Origin of the sequence: Kribbella solani, assembly GCF_014205295.1 — a bacterium.
Classification (GTDB): Bacteria; Actinomycetota; Actinomycetes; order Propionibacteriales; family Kribbellaceae; genus Kribbella; species Kribbella solani.
This window is the reverse complement of record NZ_JACHNF010000001.1, coordinates 4731782-4748029: the sequence shown is the minus strand read 5'-3', so window position 1 is coordinate 4748029 and position 16248 is coordinate 4731782. Positions and strand designations below refer to the sequence as shown.

The following is a 16248-nucleotide window of genomic DNA, read 5'->3' as shown; positions in this document are numbered from 1 at the left end:
CGGGCACCGGCCGTACCGCCGACAACTGAAACCGGAAGCGAGAGACACCGAACCATGCTGGACCGTGCGGTCATCGACGACCTGTTCCCGAGCGACCTGCCGGAGCCCGCGCACTGGGAGCAGCAGTATCCGCGGCGTGACCTGCCCGACGGCGCGAAGGTCACGCGGTTGGGTCCCTCGCCGACCGGTTTCATCCACATCGGCGGCATCTACGCGGCGATGATCGACCGGGACATCGCCACCCATTCCGGTGGCGTGTACCTGGTCCGGGTCGAGGACACCGACCAGTCCCGCGAGGTCGAGGGCGCACGGGAGCAGTTCGCGCGCGGGTTCGGGTACTTCGGCATCAACGCCGACGAGAGCGATGACCACGGGGCGTACGGGCCGTACTTGCAGTCGCGGCGTGAGCAGATCTACCTCACGTACGTCCGGCACCTGCTGCGGCAGGGCAAGGCGTACTTGTGCTTCGCGACCAAGGACGAGCTGGCCGACATCACCGCGCGGCAGCAGGCAGCGAAAGTACCGACCGGGTACTACGGCCGTTGGGCGCTGTGGCGCGACGCCGACCCGGCCGACGTGACGGCGAAGCTGGCCGCGGGTACGCCGTACGTGGTGCGGTTCCGCGCGCCCGATGACGCGGACGGGCAGCGGGCGCGGTTCGTGGACGCGATCCGGGGCCGGCTCGAGCACGAGGCGAACCGGAACGACGCGGTCATCCTGAAGGCGTCCGACCAGTCGCCGCGGCTGCCGACGTACCACTTCGCGCACGCGGTCGACGATCACCTGATGCGGATCAACCTGGTGATCCGCGGCGACGAGTGGATCTCCTCGGTTCCGCTGCACCAGCAGTTGTTCGCGGCGCTCGAGTTCGACCCGATCACGTACGCGCACATCGCGCCGCTGATGAAGCAGATCCCGGGCGGCAAGCGCAAGCTGTCGAAGCGCAAGGACCCTGAGGCGAGCGTCGACTTCTACATCGGCGCCGGGTACCCGGCCGCCGCGGTCCTGTACTACCTGCGTGGTCTGGCCAACGGCCGGCTGGCTGAAATGCCGCTCGAGACCGCGTTGGCGACACCGCTCGACCTGAGTCAGTGCGGCGTTGCCGGACCGCTCGTCGACCTGGTCAAGCTGGAGGACATCAGCGCCGACCACATCGCGACGCTGAGCGGTCCGCAGATCCTCGCGGCGGTACGGGAGTGGGCCACGGAGTACGACGCCGAGCTCGTACCCGTGCTGGACAAGGAGAACGAGCTCGCGCTGCGGGCGCTCGCGGTCGAGCGCGAAGGGGTCGACAACCCGCGCAAAGACCTGCGCAAGTGGTCGGACTTCCGGGCCGAGTACGGCTTCTTCTTCCCGGAGATCTTCGTACCGGTTGATGGTCCTACCGACGATCGCCTCGTGCCGCTGGGGGTCGCGCCGGAGGTCGTCACGGCCTTCGCGCGCGAGCTGGTCACCGGGTACGAGCACGGTGACGATTCGCAGGAGTGGTTCAACCAGATCAGGTCCCTGGCCGGTGCGCATGGTTTCGCGCCGAACGCCAAGGAGTACAAGAAGAACCCGGACGCGTACGTGGGCTCGATCCGGGAGGCGTCTCAGCTGGTTCGGGTCGCGATCACCGGGGCGACCCGCAGTCCGGACCTGCATGCGACCGCGCAGGCGCTCGGCGCGGCCGAGGTGCTGCGCCGGCTGCGCGCGCTGATCGGCCCGGAGCAGAACGGGTCCGACGGCAACAGCTAAGGGCACGAACCGGAAACGGTCGTCCGGCCGATGAGATACATCGCTCTGCTATGTGATACACCATTCTTCGGCCGGTCTCGGGGGCAAGAGGTTGTTTTAGAAGTTCCGGATCGTTACCAACCAGACGTTCAGTAGCGACGTCTGTCTTGTGGAAGCACTCTTTGGGGGAAGGACAAGGGAATCATGGGCATTCTGCGTAAGGTCTGCGCGACTCTGACGGCCGCCGCGTTCGTGGGCGTCGGGGCGCTTTCGGCGACCACATCTGCTGAGGCCGCGCCACAGGTCGTGGGGGCGGCGCAGAAAACGGCAACGGCTCCGGCACCGGTCGGCCAGCCGCCGCGGGCAGCCGCGGCGAAGAAGGCCACTCCGGCCTCGTCCACGAAGGCGACGATGGCCAAGTACCGGCTGGACAGCCGTTGTATGACGAAGGGCCGGGTCCTCTGCATCAACAAGAAGACCCGCAAGCTGGTGTACCTGGTGAACGGCAAGGCCGTTCAGGTGATGGACGTCCGGTTCGGCGCGATGAAGACGCCGACCCGCAACGGCTCCTTCAAGATCCAGCGCAAGTCGAAGAATCACGTCTCGACGCTGTACCACTCGAAGATGCCGTACGCGATGTTCTTCAGCGGCGGCCAGGCAGTGCACTACTCGTCGGACTTCCGCGCCCGCGGCTACAACGGCGCCTCGCACGGCTGCGTCAACGTTCGCGACAAGAACAAGATCGCCTGGGTGTTCGCCCGGGTGCGCGTCGGCGACAAGGTCCTCGTCTACAGCAAGTGAATCAGCTGATCACCGGCGGCCGGGGGCTCAACCCTCGGCCGCTGTTGCGTTCCCGCCACGCCTGGTAGAGCGTCCGGTACGCTGGGAAGTCAACTAATGGCGGGGTTGGGGCGTCCTACCAAGGTAGGTCTGGGGCGACGGAGGGGTGTCCGATGCGTGGGCTGTTTGTTCGGAAGCTGGTCGGTGGGCTGGTCGTCGGTGGCGTACTCGCGGGCCTGCTGACCGCAGGCACCAGCGCGGATGCTGCTCCGGCCGACGTGCAGGCGGTGCCGTTCGAGATCAGCGGTGAACTTCCGATCTACCCGAAGGCGCTCTGGAAGAACGGCTCCAGCGGCGCGAACGTACGCAAGGTCGAGGCCCGGCTCGTCCAGCTCAAACTGCTCGAGAAGCGCTACCTGGACGACGACTTCGGGACCATGACCCGGTCCGCGGTGAAGAAGTTCCAGAAGTCGAAGGACATCCCGCAGCTCGGGTACGTGGACCAGAACACCCTGGACCAGCTCGCCAAGGTCACCCACGAGCCGACCCAGACCGAGCTGTACCCGCCGGCGCCGGTGGTGGACGGCAAGAAGCTCGACGCGCGCTGCGCGACCGGGGTGGCGCTGTGCATCGACAAGAGCACCCGCAAACTCCGGTACGTGGTCGACGGCGTGGTGAAGATGCAACTGGACGTACGGTTCGGCGCCGTGAAGACCGCGACCCGCGAGGGGAGTTTCACGGTCGGCTGGAAGAGCCGGAACCACGTCTCCAAGCTGTACGACTCGAAGATGCCGTACGCGATGTTCTTCAGCGGCGGCCAGGCGGTGCACTACTCGTCGGACTTCGCCGCCCGCGGGTACAACGGCGCGTCGCACGGCTGCGTGAACGTCCGTGACCTGGGCAAGATCAAGGTCCTCTTCGACGAGGTACACGTCGGCGACAAGGTCATCGTCTACCGCTCGTAACCAGTTCGCCGCCCTCCCGAACCTCCCCGAACCGGTTTGGGGAGGCCTGCCCGCCCGAAAAGGACAGTTGTCCGCCCCGAACCGGTTTGGGGCGGTTTGTCTACAGCGGGCGGGGACCCCGGCGGCGGCGGATTCCGCCCCAGCCGCCCCGGCCCCGGCCGGTCGCGGCCCGCAGCGCCGGGCGGGCGTCGACCAGGTAGACCGCCGACGCGACGATGCCGATCAGGCCGAAGAAGCTGAGCCAGCCCTGGAAGAACTGACTGAGCGTGAACACGCCCAGGATCAGCACCCAGCCGGGCTTGGTGAGCTTGTCGGCGGCGATGAACACCGCCCGCGGCCGGAACGCCGCGTCCAGCAGGGCGACCAGTTTGAACCCGAGCAGCACCCACCAGATGACCGACAGCGGATCTGTGAACCCGGGGATCAGGCTCTGGAAGGTGATCATGTTACGAGCCTAGCCGACGGACCGGGCGGTCCACCTCTGCCGAGTGGCAGCTGTGGACCGCCCTTCACGCAAAGGTCAGTCACTCGTCACCGTGTGTGGTGACGGAAGTCAGTCGCCGACCTTGTCGGCGGCGGACTCGGCGGCCTTCGCGGCGGCCTTGGCAGTCTTGCGGGCGCTGGTCGCGGTCGCCTTCACGTTCCGGCTCGCGGTCTGGGCGGTCTTCTGGGCCGTCTTCTTGGCGGACGTCCGGGTCGCCTTCGCCTTGCTGACCGTGGTCTTCGCGGTGCCGACCAGGTCCTCGGTGGCCTGCTGGTGGCGAATCCGCTCGACCAGCTCCTTTCCACGGCCGGCCAGGTCCTCGTACGTCTCCTCGGCCTGGCCGAGCACGGTGGTGAAGCCGGCGGACGCGGTCTTCGGCAGCTCGCGCAGCCGGGCCGGAGCGGTCCGGGCGTCGGCGACGATCGCCTCGAAGCGCTTGGTCAGCTCGCCCTGCGCCTTGGTCAGCTCGGCCTGCAGCGTCTTCTGGTCGAGCTTCGCGAACCGGGCGGACACGTCCCCGGCGGTGGCGCGAACCTTCTCCACCGCGAGGTCGCCGGCGCCGGCGATCGCGTAGAACGGGGTAACGGGCGTACGGGTAGCCATCAGGCTTCTCCTCGGAGGGTTTTCAGCAGTGTGAGGTCAGTCGGACGTGTTCTCCCGGACGAACGACGCGTACACGTCCAGCAGGACGCGTTTCTGCCGCTCGTTCAGCGCGGGGTCGAGCAGGACGGCGTCGACCACGCCCCCGGAAGTACGCCCAGTTCCGTCCGGACTGTCTTCCGGATCGAGAATGCCGGCCCGTACGTAGAGGGTCTCCGCGGAGATCCGCAACGCCTTCGCGAGCTGCTGCAGTACGTCCGCCGACGGTTTCCGCAGGCCGCGCTCGATCTGACTGAGGTACGGGTTCGACACGCCGGCCAGGTCCGACAGCTGCCGCAACGACAGCTGCGCGTGCCGCCGCTGCTCGGCGAGGTACTCCCCGAGGGAGCCCACCGCCCCAGCCGCCTTGTCACTCAACCTGGCCATGACACCAGTCTGCTTGCACCTGCTTGCAATTGCAAGCACCCACCCCGTGACCCCGCTCACCAGCTCCGCCGGCCGGTGTCAGGACCTCCGTGTCAGGGCTGCCGGAAGACCTTGTGCTGCGCGGCCTGGGCGCGGGGGCGGACGGTGATGCGGTCCAGGTTGACGTGGGCGGGGCGGGTGGCGACGTACGTGACGATGTCCGCGATGTCGTCGGCGGTGAGGGGTTCGCGGACGCCCGCGTACACGGCGTCCGCCTTGGCCTGGTCGCCCTTGAAGCGGGTCAGGGCGAAGCCTTCGCTCTGCACCATGCCGGGGGCGATCTCGGTGACCCGGACCGGCTGGTCGTAGAGCTCCAGGCGGAGCGTGTCGACGACGGCCTTGGCGCCGTGCTTGGCCGCGACGTACCCGCCGCCGCCCTCGTACGCGACCTGGCCGGCGGTCGAACCCATCACGATGATGGTGCCCTGTCCGGCGATAAGGGCCGGAAGCAACGACTTTGTCACCGCGGCGACGGCGATCACGTTCACTTCGTACATCTGCCGCCAGGCGTCCAGGTCCGCCTCGGCGACGGGCTCCAGGCCGAAGGCGCCGCCGGCGTTGTTCAGCAGCACCTGCAGGTTGCCGCCGACGGCCGCGGTCAGGGCGGCGACGTCCTCGGCCGAGGTCACGTCGCACTGCACCGCGCGGCCGTCGATCTCCTTCGCCAGCGCCTCGATCCGGTCCAGCCGCCGGGCGGCGCAGATCACCTCGAAGCCGGCCCGGGCCAGGTGCCGCGCGGAGGCGGCCCCGATCCCGCTGCTGGCTCCGGTCACGACGGCAAGAGGACGCGCGCTCGAAGTCATGCTCCGAGTCTCTCAAACGTGCAGCTGCCCGGCCGGGCAGTCTCAGACTGCGCCCGACCGGGCTGCCTTGCACCTCAGGTCCGAGCTGGTCAGACGCCGACCGGCCGGCGAGTTTCCACCCGCTCGGTGGGTACGGGGGCCTGCCGCCGGGCGGTCGCGACGACGAGCGCCAATGCCGCGAGCGTGAGCGCGGTGAACCCACCCAACATCGTCCAGGTCTGCCCGTCCGGATGAATCAGCGACTGACCCCGGAACGCCTGCACCGTCACGGTCACCATCAACCCGGTGTACCCGAACGCGGCGACCCCGACCAGCCGGGTACGGACCCGCTCAGGACGCAGCCACTCGACCCGCGCGGCCAGCAGGCTCAGCGCGAGTACGGTGAACAGCAGCACCTGAATCGCGTGCAGACCGACGAAGTGCGGGATGCGCAGGTCGCCGCCGACCGTGCTCCAGTTCGTCAACGGCATTCCGGGACCGCCGGGCTCGACGCCGATGCCGTGACTGCCGGCCAGCGTGACCGGGTGGCCGGAAGCGTCGGACACCTGGTACTTGTCCTGGTTCGCGCCGACCAGGTAGAACGCCAGCGCCATGCCGGCCGTCGCGAGGGCGATCCCGGTCCGGATCGCGCGGTTCAGCGGTGCGTCGCCGATGCGCTGGAAGAGCAGCATGATCGCCACCACGAGGCTGGCGCCGAACAGTCCGAATACGCCGCTCGCGAAGATCTTCTGACCGACCTGGTTGAAGGTGTCGGTGTTGGTGTTGAAGTGGCTGAAGGTACCCCGGGCGCCCTGGATGGCGATGAAGCCGACGTCCACGATGCCGGTCAGCGCGAACACCGTGCCGGTCAACCAGCCGAGCCGTCGCGCCTTGCGCAGTTTGGACAGCAACCACGCGAGCGTGGCGCCGTAGATGACGAAGGAAATGCCGAACTTGAACGGCTTGAGCCAAACCGACTCGTTGAGAATCTCGCGGTGGTCGACCAGCAGCCCGACGCCGGCGGTCAGGACCAGACCGGCCATCGCCAGCACCATCAGCATCAACGGCCGGTGCCAGGACTTCACTTCTTCGAGGACTGTTCGCATGACTCAATGCTTTCGCCGGACGGCCGCCGGCACAGTGGGCCGAGTCCGCCAGTGCAGGTGGTGGTAGACCCACCCCGAGAACACTGCGGAGCTACCCTGACGAGGTGACCGAAACCGCCGCTGAGCGTCCGCTTCGGCGGGTCGCGATGATCAGCCTGCACACCTCGCCGCTGGATCAGCCGGGTACGGGCGACGCGGGCGGGATGAATGTCTACGTCGTCGAGCTGTCCAAACAGCTGGCCGGTCTGGGCATCGAGGTCGACGTGTTCACCCGGGCGACCGCGTCGGCGCTGCCGGCCCGGGTCGAGCTGCTGCCGGGCGTGACGGTACGCAACGTCGCCGCCGGCCCGTACGAGGGACTGACCAAGAACGAACTGCCGGCCCAGCTGTGTACGTTCGCCCGCGCCGTCCTTCGGGCCGAAGCGATCCACGAGCCCGGCTGGTACGACGTGATCCACTCGCACTACTGGTTGTCCGGCCAGGTCGGTCTGCTCGCCCGCGATCGTTGGGCGATCCCACTTGTTCACACGATGCACACGATGGCGAAGGTGAAGAACGCCAGCCTGGCCGAGGACGACGTACCCGAACCGCCGGCCCGCTTGCTCGGTGAGGAGCAGGTGGTGGAGTCCGCGGATCGGCTGCTGGCCAACACCGACGACGAGGCGCGCGAGCTGATCGACCTGTACGGCGCGCTGCCCGCGAAGGTCGGCGTGGTCAATCCGGGTGTGGATCTGGAGCTGTTCGGCCCCGGTGACCAGCGCGCCGCCCGTCAAGCAGCCGGGCTGCCGGCAGACGCCGTCGTACTCGCGTTCGTCGGCCGCATCCAGCCGTTGAAGGCGCCGGACCTGCTGATCCGGGCCGCGGCGCGGATGCTCGAACGCGACCCGGCGCTCCGGGACCGCCTGGTGGTGGCGATCATCGGCGGTCCGTCCGGCAACGGGATGGAGCATCCCGAATCGCACGCCGAGCTCGCGCGGGCGCTCGGGATCGGCGAGGTGACCCGGTTCGTGAAGCCGATGGAAAGGGCGCGGCTGGCCGACTGGTACCGGGCGGCGTCGGTGGTGTGCGTACCGTCGTACTCGGAGTCCTTCGGGCTGGTCGCGCTGGAGGCACAAGCCTGCGGTACGCCGGTGGTGGCCGCGGCGGTCGGCGGTCTGAGTACCGCGGTTCTGGACGGGCGAACCGGGTACCTGGTGCATGGTCACCGGGTCGACGACTTCGCCGACGCGCTGGCCCGGATCGCGACGGACACGGCCGTCCGCGAGAGCATGAGCCACGCGGCGGTCGAGCATGCACGGCGGTTCGGCTGGGAGCTGACCGCGCGGAAGACGCTGGCGGCGTACCGGACCGCCGCGGAGACGATGGCGGCGGAGATCGCGGCCGAGGTGGCCGGGTGAGAGTCATGGAGGTAGTTGGGTGAGAGTGCTGTGAGGGTCGCGGCGGCGGACGTGATCCGTCAGGTGCTGACCGAGAACGAGATCGAGTTCACCGAATCGGCGCCGGGCGCGTTCACCGCTGATCTGCCCGGTGAACGGAAGCTGAAGACGACCGTGACGCTGACGGTCGGGGCGCAGGCGGTGCAGGTGCACGCGTTCGTGGCCCGGCATCCGGACGAGAACCACGCCGCCGTGTACCGCTGGCTGCTGGAGCGGAACCTGAAGATGTACGGCGTCGCGTTCGCGGTCGACCATCTCGGCGACATCCACCTCGACGGCCGGGTGCCGCTGCACGCGATCACGCCGGCCGAGGTCGATCGGCTGCTCGGCGCGGTGCTGGAGTACGCGGACACGTCCTTCAACACCATCCTCGAACTCGGGTTCGCGTCCTCGATCCGCAAGGAGTACGAGTGGCGGTTGTCCCGCGGCGAATCGACCCGGAACCTGGACGCGTTCAAGGGCTGGCTGGAGCCTCGATAGAATCCCGCCATGACCTATCGCCTGATCCTGCTCCGCCACGGCCACAGCGACTGGAACGCCAAGAACCTGTTCACCGGCTGGGTCGACGTCGACCTGAACGCCCAGGGCGTCGAGGAGGCGCAGCGCGGTGGCGAGCTGCTCCGTGACCGCGACCTGCTGCCGGACGTCCTGCACACCTCGCTGCTGCGCCGCGCGATCCGGACCGCGAACATCGCCCTCGAGGTCGCCGAGCGGCAGTGGATCGACGTCCGCCGGTCCTGGCGGCTGAACGAGCGGCACTACGGCGCCCTGCAGGGCAAGGACAAGAAGCAGACCCTTGACGAGCTCGGCGAGGAGCAGTTCATGCTGTTCCGCCGCTCGTACGACACCCCGCCGCCGGCGATCGAGCGCGGTTCCGAGTACGACCAGGCCGGCGACCCGCGGTACGCCGGACTGCCGCCGGAGCTGCTGCCCGCGACCGAGTGCCTGAAGGACGTCGTCGAGCGGATGCTGCCGTACTGGTACGACGCGATCGTGCCGGATCTGCGGACCGGCAAGACCGTGCTGGTGACCGCGCACGGCAACTCGCTGCGCGCCCTGGTCAAGCACCTGGACAACCTGGACGAGAAGACCGTGGTCGGCCTGAACATCCCGACCGGCATCCCGCTGTACTACGAGCTGGACGAGGACTTCAACCCGGTCACGCCCGGCGGCGAGTACCTCGACCCGCAGGCCGCCAAGAACGCCATCGAGGCAGTCAAGAACCAGGGCCGCTGACCAAACCAAAACCGCACTGACGCTCCCGGCTTCGGCCGGGAGCGTTTTTTCGTGCCGGGCCGAGGTCTTGCCGGTGGGCGAATCGCGTCTTAATCTCTTATTTACGGGATATAGTTCCCGTATTTCGAAGATATCCGTATTCCACCGCTCTGGAGGACGGAATGATGCGACGTGCCCGGATCCTGTTACTGGCGTTCCTGCTGATCCCGATGGTGGTGGTGCCGCGGGCCGCGGCCGGGCCACCCATGGTGGGTCCGCCCTCGGCGGGTCCGCCCGATCAGGTGGCCAAGCGACCGTTCCTGTCCGCGATGGAGGGCGGGAACACGGTCGAGGCGAAGATTCGCGAGACCAGACCGCGGGCGGACGGCTTCCGCCACATCGATACGCCGGCCACGATCCGCCGGCTCCGGCAAATGCACGCGACCATGTACACGTTCGGGATCTGGGACAAGGCGACCGACTGGGACGACCTCCGGCTGGAGTTCGCGCCGGCGGCTGCGCGGGCCGGGATCGACATCATGGTGTACCTGGTGCCGCCGTCGGAGTGTTTCCGGAACCCGGTCCGGTACCTCGACGGGCGCTGCTCACGACCCTTCGACACCGACTACCTCCGCTGGGCGACCGAGCTCGCCAAGCTCTCGCTGACGTACCCGAACGTGAAGTCGTGGGGTATCGACGACTTCCTGGTCGGCTCGAACAGCACGCTGTTCACCAAGGAGTACCTCGGTCAGGTCCGGGCCGCGCAGGACGCGGTCAACCCACGGCTCAAGTGGTACGTGACGCTGTACTCCTGGGACATCACGCCCGCGACCGCCGACAAGATCAAGGGCGCTCTGGACGGCGTGATCTACCCGTACACCGGCTACGCGAACAGCTCGATCGACCCGACCTGGCTGGAACCACGGCTGGACGCCTCGCTCGACGTCCTGCGTCCAAGAGGCCTCAGCCTGGCGCTACTCGTGTACACCGGCCGCTTCCTCGACGGCATGATCCATCCGGACGAACGGTACGTGGCCGACGTACTGCGGCGCGCCACGCCGTACCTGGCCGATGGTCGCTTGGACGGCGTCATCGCGTACGGCGCCCCGGTGCGGATCGATCTGCAACAGCCGAGCTGGGACTACTGGGGACACACCGGAAACGGGCGGTTGAGTCTGAGCGTCGGCAACTTCACGCCGACCGTCGACGGAAGCTACGCCGCCGCATCGCAACAGATGATTGTCACCGGCAACGGACCGCGATCGATCACCTTCAAACAAAGAGATCCGGACGTCGGTGGCTTGCAGGGGTATCAGTTCAAACAGGTACTGGTCGACGACCAGGTGGTGTGGCAGAGCGATGTGGAGGTCGATCCGAAGGAGACCTGGGAGACGACAACGGTCGACCTGACCGCTGCGTTCCAGGGCAAGACCTCCGCCAAGGTCACGTTCCGGTTGTTCCATCAGCGCGGGGTCGGCTGGTGGCCGCTGGACTGGAGCATCGACGACGTCACGGGCCGTGGCGTGGTCGTACGCAACGGTGGCTTCGAGCGGGACCGGGACTGGACGCTGACCCGCAACCAGCCGACGATGCAGCCGTACATCGACATCTACTCGGTCGATCGCCCGGCGCGGATCTTCAACGCGATCGGCGCCGCGTACGCCCGGTACCAGCATCAGTCGTACTGGCCGGTGCAGGGGCCGCGCGCGAGTTCGGTACGGATCGAACCGGCCAACCGGGCGATGTACGGGAACGGGTGGCTCACATTCACGGTTCCGAACGGGCCGATCCCGGCGAACACCTGTGCCACCGCCAGCCAGCAGGTGCGGGTGAAACCGGGCCAGTCCCGGTACGAGGTGTCGTTCTGGCACGCGGATCCGGAACAGGCGCGGTTCGGCGAGATGTTCAAGCAGTTGTGGGTCGATGGGCAGCTGATCTGGAGCCGGGACGCCGGTGACTACTGGCCGTGGTTCTACATGAACGCGTCCGACCACCAGGGCGGGATCGATGTGACGGACCTGGTGAAGGGCAAGTCCTCGGTGTCGATCCAGTTCGGGATCTGTACCCGGCAGGCGGCCACCAGCCCCGGCCTGTTCGTCAACTTCGACCACATCGAAGGGATCAACCTCGACATCCACAACACCGGCTTCGAGAACCGGTCGGCCTGGACGCTGACCGCCGACAAACCGCTGACCGCGGCGATCGACATCGCCCGCTGAGCATCAGCAGAACAAACAGGCGCCCCCGGCAACCAATCGCCCGGGGCCGAGCCCGCCCCAAACCGGTTTGGGGCGGGCAACTGCCTGTTTTGGGCGGGTAGGCCTCCCCGAACCGGTTTGGGGCGGGCTCGGGCGGTGCGGATCGGGCGTCGGGCTCAGTGCGGTCAGTTGCCGTTCGGGTTCGGGGCCGAGGCGCCCGCGCCCGAGCCGGCCGCGGTGCCGCCGACGGCGACCGGGAGCTCACCGGTGACCAGGTAGACGACCCGGCGGGCCATCGCGACCGCGTGGTCGGAGATCCGCTCGTAGTAACGGCTCAGCAGCGCCATGTCGACCGCCACCTCGACGCCGTGCGGCCAGTCGGCGTCCATCATCAGCCGGAACTGGTTCGACCGGAGCTTGTCCATCTCGTCGTCGGTGGCCTCGAGCTTGCCGGCCGCCTCGACGTCGCGGGTGGCGATCACGTCACCGGCCGCGTCCACCATCTTGCCGGCCACCGACCCCATCGACTCGATCACGTCGTGCAGCTCGGTCGGGATCGCCGGGGCCGGGTAGCGCATCCGGGCGATCTTCGACACGTGCGCGGCCAGGTCGCCCATCCGCTCCAGGTCGGCCACCATCCGCAGCCCGGCGACCAGCATCCGCAGCTCGTTGGCGACCGGCGACTGCCGGGCCATCAGCTCGAAGACCTTCTCCTCGACACCCTCGCCGGCGGCATCGAGCTGGATGTCGGCCGCGATGACCTCTTCGGCCTTGCGGATGTCCGCCTCCAGCAGCGCCGCCGTGGAGCGGCGTACGGCGGTGGACACCGTCCGCGTCATCCGTTCCAGCTCGGCGAGGATGTCGTCGAGCTGCTCGTGGTAGCTGTCACGCATGGTGTTCGAATCCGATCTGTGGTGTCCGGTGCCGGGCGGGGCACCAGCACGGTACCCGCCCTGCGGTGACCGTATGCCGTCGAGGTTGCCGATCGGCGACGAGTGGTGAACGCCCGATGAACAGTTGAGACGCGTCCCGGTCATCCGGTGCTCATTCGGTCTTTCCCTGCTGGTTGCCCGCGTAGCATCGATGCCGTGGACCCCACGCTGGCTGCGGTGCTGGGCGGCGTCATCGGCGCGGCCCTGGCCCTGCTTTCGCTCGGCGCGATGATGCTGTCCGAGCGGGCCCAGCGCAAGATCCCGGAGTCCCCGGAGCCGGCGGTTCCGTCCGGCGTCGCGACCGTACTGTCGGTGCTGCGGTCGTCGGCGGTGGTGATGGGCCCGGAGGACCAGGTGCTGCAGGCCAGCGCGCCGGCGCACGTACTGGGTATCGTCCGCGGTGAGCGGCTGGTGGTCGAGGACATCCTGATCATGGTCCGCCAGGTCCGCCGGGACGGTGAGATCCGCCAGCAGGACCTGGAGATCGTCCGTGGCCGGCTCGGCGCCACCCAGTACGTCAGCGCCCGGGTCGCGCCGCTGGGCAGCCAGCTGGTGCTCGTACTGGTCGAGGACCGGACCCGGGAGCGCCGCCTGGACGCGATCCGGCGGGACTTCACCGTCAACGTCAGCCACGAGCTGAAGACCCCGGTCGGCGCGCTGATCCTGCTCGCCGACGCGGTCTCCGAGGCGTCCGACGACCCGGAGGCGGTGCAGCGGTTCTCGGACCGGATGCGGGTCGAGGCGTCCCGGCTGAGCCGGCTGGTCAAGGAGATCATCGAGCTGTCCCGGCTGCAGGGCGACGACCCGCTGGAGAACCCCGGCCCGGTCGACATCAACGCGGTGATCGAGACCGCGGTGGACCGCTGCCGGATCGACGCCGAGGACCGCGACATCAAGATCGTGGTCAAGACCGAGCCGGAGCTCGAGGTGCTGGGCAGCCAGGACCAGCTGGCGATGGCGATCGGCAACCTGGTCGAGAACGCGATCAACTACAGCCCCGACGGCACCCGGGTCGCGGTCGCCGCGCACCCGATCGGCGACCTGGTCGAGGTGACCGTCTCCGACCAGGGCGTCGGCATCCCGAGCGGTGACCTGGAGCGGATCTTCGAGCGGTTCTACCGGGTCGACCGGGCCCGCAGCCGGGAGACCGGCGGCACCGGCCTCGGCCTGTCGATCGTCAAGCACATCGCCTCCATCCACGGTGGCGACGTACGGGTCTGGAGTGTCGAGGGCCAGGGCTCGACCTTCACCGTGAGACTCCCGTTGCGGTTCGAACCCGCGCCGGGCCAGACCGGCTCCACCAGCCAGGAGGAGACGGCCGTAAACCTGACGCCTACCCCGTCAGGCAGGCAGCCTGCATCGCAGGATCCTTCGCAGCGGCGGCGCCCAGGCGGGCACCTCGCCGCGTTGGAGGAGGAGCCACGATGAAACCCGCATCGAGGCACCTCCTCCGCCTTGCGATGCACCCGCCTGGACACCGCCGCTACTGAAGCATCCTGCGATGCAGGCTGCTGGATTGCAAAGGAGACAGCTTCGTGACCCGAGTGCTGGTCGTCGAAGACGAAGAGAGCTACAGCGACGCGCTGTCGTACGTGCTGCGCAAGGAAGGTTTCGAGGTCGCCGTCGCGGAGACCGGGCCGGACGCGCTGGACGAGTACGACCGCGCCGGTGCGGACATCGTCCTGCTCGACCTGATGCTGCCGGGCCTGTCCGGTACGGAGGTCTGCCGGGCGTTGCGCAGCCGGGGCAACGTACCGGTGATCATCGTCAGCGCCAAGGACACCGAGGTGGACAAGGTGGTCGGGCTCGAACTGGGCGCGGACGACTACGTCACCAAGCCGTACAGTCCGCGGGAGCTGCTGGCCCGCGTACGCGCCGTGCTCCGCCGGGGGCAGGACGTCGAGCTGCTGCCGGACACCCTGGAGGCGGGGCCGGTCCGGATGGACGTCGAGCGGCACGTGGTGACCGTCGCGGGGACCGAGATCCGGTTGCCGCTGAAGGAGTTCGAGCTGCTCGAGATGCTGCTCCGGAACACCGGCCGGGTGCTCACGCGCGGCCAGCTGATCGACCGGATCTGGGGCGCCGACTACGTGGGCGACACCAAGACCCTGGACGTGCACGTGAAGCGGCTCCGTTCCAAGCTGGAGAAGGACCCGTCGAACCCGGCGCATCTGGTCACGGTGCGTGGTCTGGGGTACAAGTTCGAGTCCTGACTCACATCCGGGCAGGTCGCGACGGCCGCTCGGGTTAGCTTAGGCTCTCCTTAGTTGAGGCAATCGTCTGAGGAGAGTTCACCATGTCCTGGTCCCGTCCGAAGGTCGTCAGCGCGGTCACCGCCGTGCTGCTCGCCACGACCACACTGGCCGCCTGCGGCAGCGACGGCAAGGAGTCCGCCGGCCCGGCGGACGCATCGTCGTCGGGGTTCCCGGTCACCCTGAAGAACACGTTCGGCGATACCACCATCACCAAGAAGCCGGAGCGGATCGTCACGCTCGGCTGGAACGCGCAGGACGTGGTCTACGCGCTCGGCGAGACCCCGGTCGCGATCCCGAAGGTCACCTACGGGCAGACCGCCGACGGTGTCACCGCCTGGGACGCCGCGAAGTTCGACAAGACCAAGACGACGCTGCTCGACACCGGCGACAAGTACCCGTTCGAGAAGATCGCCGCGCTGAACCCGGACGTCATCCTGGCACCGTACGAAGGCTTCGACGCGGCCACGTACAAGACGCTCAGCGACATCGCGCCGACGGTCGCGTACCCGGGCGCGCCGTGGCAGACCACCTGGCAGGACCAGACCCTGCTCGTCGGCGAGGCGCTCGGCAAGAAGGCCGACGCCGAGAAGCTGATCACCGGCATCCAGGACAAGATCAAGCAGGTCGCCGCCGAGCACCCGGAATTCAAGGGCAAGACCGTCACGGTCGGCTCGTTCGGCGCCGAGAACTACATCTACATGCCGGGCGATCCGCGGGTACGGATCCTGAACGAGATGGGCTTCAAGAACGCGCCCGGCGTCGACGCGCTGGAGAAGACGAACACCAAGAAGGAGTTCTCGCTGACGATCAGCAAGGAGAAGGTCGCGGACGTCGACGCGGACGTACTGATCGCGTACGTGGACGGGATCGGTACGCGGAAGTTCTTGTCCGACCCGGTCTACTCCTCGCTGCACGCGGTCAAGAGCGGCGGCGCGTACGCCCTGCAGGACCAGCAGGTGATCTCCGGGATGAGCGCGGTCAGCGTACTGAGCGTGCCCTGGGTCCTCGACAAGATGCTCCCCGGCCTGACCAAGGCCGCCGCGGCCGCGAAGAACTAACCCTGCACTTCAAGGGGTGCCCCCTGAAGTGTGAACTGCTCCCCAGAAGTTGGACTGAGAAATTCAGTTCTGATTCTGGGGAGTGGTTGTATGCGTGGTGGTAGTTCGTTGTCTGAGGAGCAGCGGTGTGAGGCGGTAGCGTTGTTCGAGGCTGGCTGGGGCCGGCAGGCGGTCGCGGTGCGGCTGAGTGGGAGTGCTTCAGCGGTGAACCGGTTGTACGACCGGTGGCGTGTTCGAGGTACGGGAGCGTTGGTGG

At 68.0% G+C, this 16248-nt stretch carries 16 protein-coding genes and 1 pseudogene; 11 read left to right on the top strand and 6 right to left on the bottom strand.

The window, feature by feature from the left end; genetic code table 11:
- Nucleotides 1–54: 54 nt before the first annotated feature.
- From HDA44_RS21605 to HDA44_RS21595, 3 genes are all read left to right on the top strand, one after another.
- On the top strand, nt 55–1737 hold the full coding sequence (locus HDA44_RS21605) for a glutamate--tRNA ligase (RefSeq protein ID WP_184837185.1): 1683 nt from the start codon (nt 55–57) through the stop codon (nt 1735–1737).
- A 183-nt stretch (nt 1738–1920) separates the two neighbouring features.
- Nucleotides 1921–2517 (top strand): L,D-transpeptidase, encoded by a 597-nt coding sequence (locus HDA44_RS21600; protein ID WP_184837184.1) that lies wholly within the window; start codon nt 1921–1923, stop codon nt 2515–2517.
- Nucleotides 2518–2669: 152 nt separating this feature from the next.
- Nucleotides 2670–3461 carry a L,D-transpeptidase family protein gene (locus HDA44_RS21595; RefSeq protein ID WP_184837182.1) on the top strand — a complete coding sequence of 264 codons (792 nt, stop codon included), beginning with the start codon at nt 2670–2672 and terminating at the stop codon, nt 3459–3461.
- A 100-nt stretch (nt 3462–3561) separates the two neighbouring features.
- Here the strand turns inward: HDA44_RS21595 and HDA44_RS21590 are convergent, their stop codons facing one another.
- From HDA44_RS21590 to HDA44_RS21570, 5 genes are all read right to left on the bottom strand, one after another.
- Nucleotides 3562–3906 carry a DUF2516 family protein gene (locus tag HDA44_RS21590; protein ID WP_184837180.1) on the bottom strand — a complete coding sequence of 115 codons (345 nt, stop codon included), beginning with the start codon at nt 3904–3906 and terminating at the stop codon, nt 3562–3564.
- Nucleotides 3907–4014: 108 nt separating this feature from the next.
- The gene (locus tag HDA44_RS21585; RefSeq protein ID WP_184837178.1) at nt 4015–4548 is read right to left on the bottom strand and encodes a hypothetical protein; all 534 of its coding nucleotides are present in this window, start codon (nt 4546–4548) and stop codon (nt 4015–4017) included.
- A gap of 36 nt (nt 4549–4584) precedes the next feature.
- Nucleotides 4585–4971: a helix-turn-helix domain-containing protein gene (locus HDA44_RS21580; RefSeq protein WP_184837176.1), complete on the bottom strand. Its 387-nt coding sequence runs from the start codon at nt 4969–4971 to the stop codon at nt 4585–4587.
- A 92-nt stretch (nt 4972–5063) separates the two neighbouring features.
- The gene (locus HDA44_RS21575) at nt 5064–5813 is read right to left on the bottom strand and encodes an SDR family NAD(P)-dependent oxidoreductase (protein ID WP_184837174.1); all 750 of its coding nucleotides are present in this window, start codon (nt 5811–5813) and stop codon (nt 5064–5066) included.
- An 89-nt stretch (nt 5814–5902) separates the two neighbouring features.
- On the bottom strand, nt 5903–6898 hold the full coding sequence (locus tag HDA44_RS21570; protein WP_184837172.1) for a hypothetical protein: 996 nt from the start codon (nt 6896–6898) through the stop codon (nt 5903–5905).
- Nucleotides 6899–7002: 104 nt separating this feature from the next.
- Between HDA44_RS21570 and mshA the strand changes: the two genes are divergently transcribed.
- From mshA to HDA44_RS21550, 4 genes are all read left to right on the top strand, one after another.
- Nucleotides 7003–8295 (top strand): D-inositol-3-phosphate glycosyltransferase, encoded by a 1293-nt coding sequence (mshA, locus tag HDA44_RS21565; protein ID WP_337906224.1) that lies wholly within the window; start codon nt 7003–7005, stop codon nt 8293–8295.
- Nucleotides 8296–8325: 30 nt separating this feature from the next.
- The gene (locus tag HDA44_RS21560; RefSeq protein ID WP_184844023.1) at nt 8326–8814 is read left to right on the top strand and encodes a type III secretion system chaperone family protein; all 489 of its coding nucleotides are present in this window, start codon (nt 8326–8328) and stop codon (nt 8812–8814) included.
- Between the two features lie 9 nt (nt 8815–8823).
- Nucleotides 8824–9570 (top strand): phosphoglyceromutase, encoded by a 747-nt coding sequence (locus HDA44_RS21555; RefSeq protein ID WP_184837170.1) that lies wholly within the window; start codon nt 8824–8826, stop codon nt 9568–9570.
- Between the two features lie 164 nt (nt 9571–9734).
- Nucleotides 9735–11768 carry a hypothetical protein gene (locus HDA44_RS21550; RefSeq protein ID WP_184837168.1) on the top strand — a complete coding sequence of 678 codons (2034 nt, stop codon included), beginning with the start codon at nt 9735–9737 and terminating at the stop codon, nt 11766–11768.
- Nucleotides 11769–11932: 164 nt separating this feature from the next.
- Here the strand turns inward: HDA44_RS21550 and phoU are convergent, their stop codons facing one another.
- A complete protein-coding gene (gene phoU, locus HDA44_RS21545) occupies nt 11933–12640 on the bottom strand; it encodes a phosphate signaling complex protein PhoU (protein ID WP_184837165.1) in 708 nt (235 codons plus the stop codon).
- A 195-nt stretch (nt 12641–12835) separates the two neighbouring features.
- Here phoU and HDA44_RS21540 point away from each other — a divergent pair, with 195 nt between their 5' ends.
- The 4 genes and pseudogenes from HDA44_RS21540 to HDA44_RS38960 form a co-directional block, all read left to right on the top strand.
- Nucleotides 12836–14107 carry an ATP-binding protein gene (locus tag HDA44_RS21540; RefSeq protein WP_184837163.1) on the top strand — a complete coding sequence of 424 codons (1272 nt, stop codon included), beginning with the start codon at nt 12836–12838 and terminating at the stop codon, nt 14105–14107.
- A gap of 107 nt (nt 14108–14214) precedes the next feature.
- A complete protein-coding gene (locus HDA44_RS21535; RefSeq protein WP_184837161.1) occupies nt 14215–14892 on the top strand; it encodes a response regulator in 678 nt (225 codons plus the stop codon).
- An 83-nt stretch (nt 14893–14975) separates the two neighbouring features.
- Nucleotides 14976–15992: an iron-siderophore ABC transporter substrate-binding protein gene (locus HDA44_RS21530; RefSeq protein ID WP_184837159.1), complete on the top strand. Its 1017-nt coding sequence runs from the start codon at nt 14976–14978 to the stop codon at nt 15990–15992.
- Nucleotides 15993–16082: 90 nt separating this feature from the next.
- A pseudogene (locus HDA44_RS38960) lies at nt 16083–16220 on the top strand (helix-turn-helix domain-containing protein); the annotation flags it as partial.
- Nucleotides 16221–16248 lie beyond the last annotated feature (28 nt).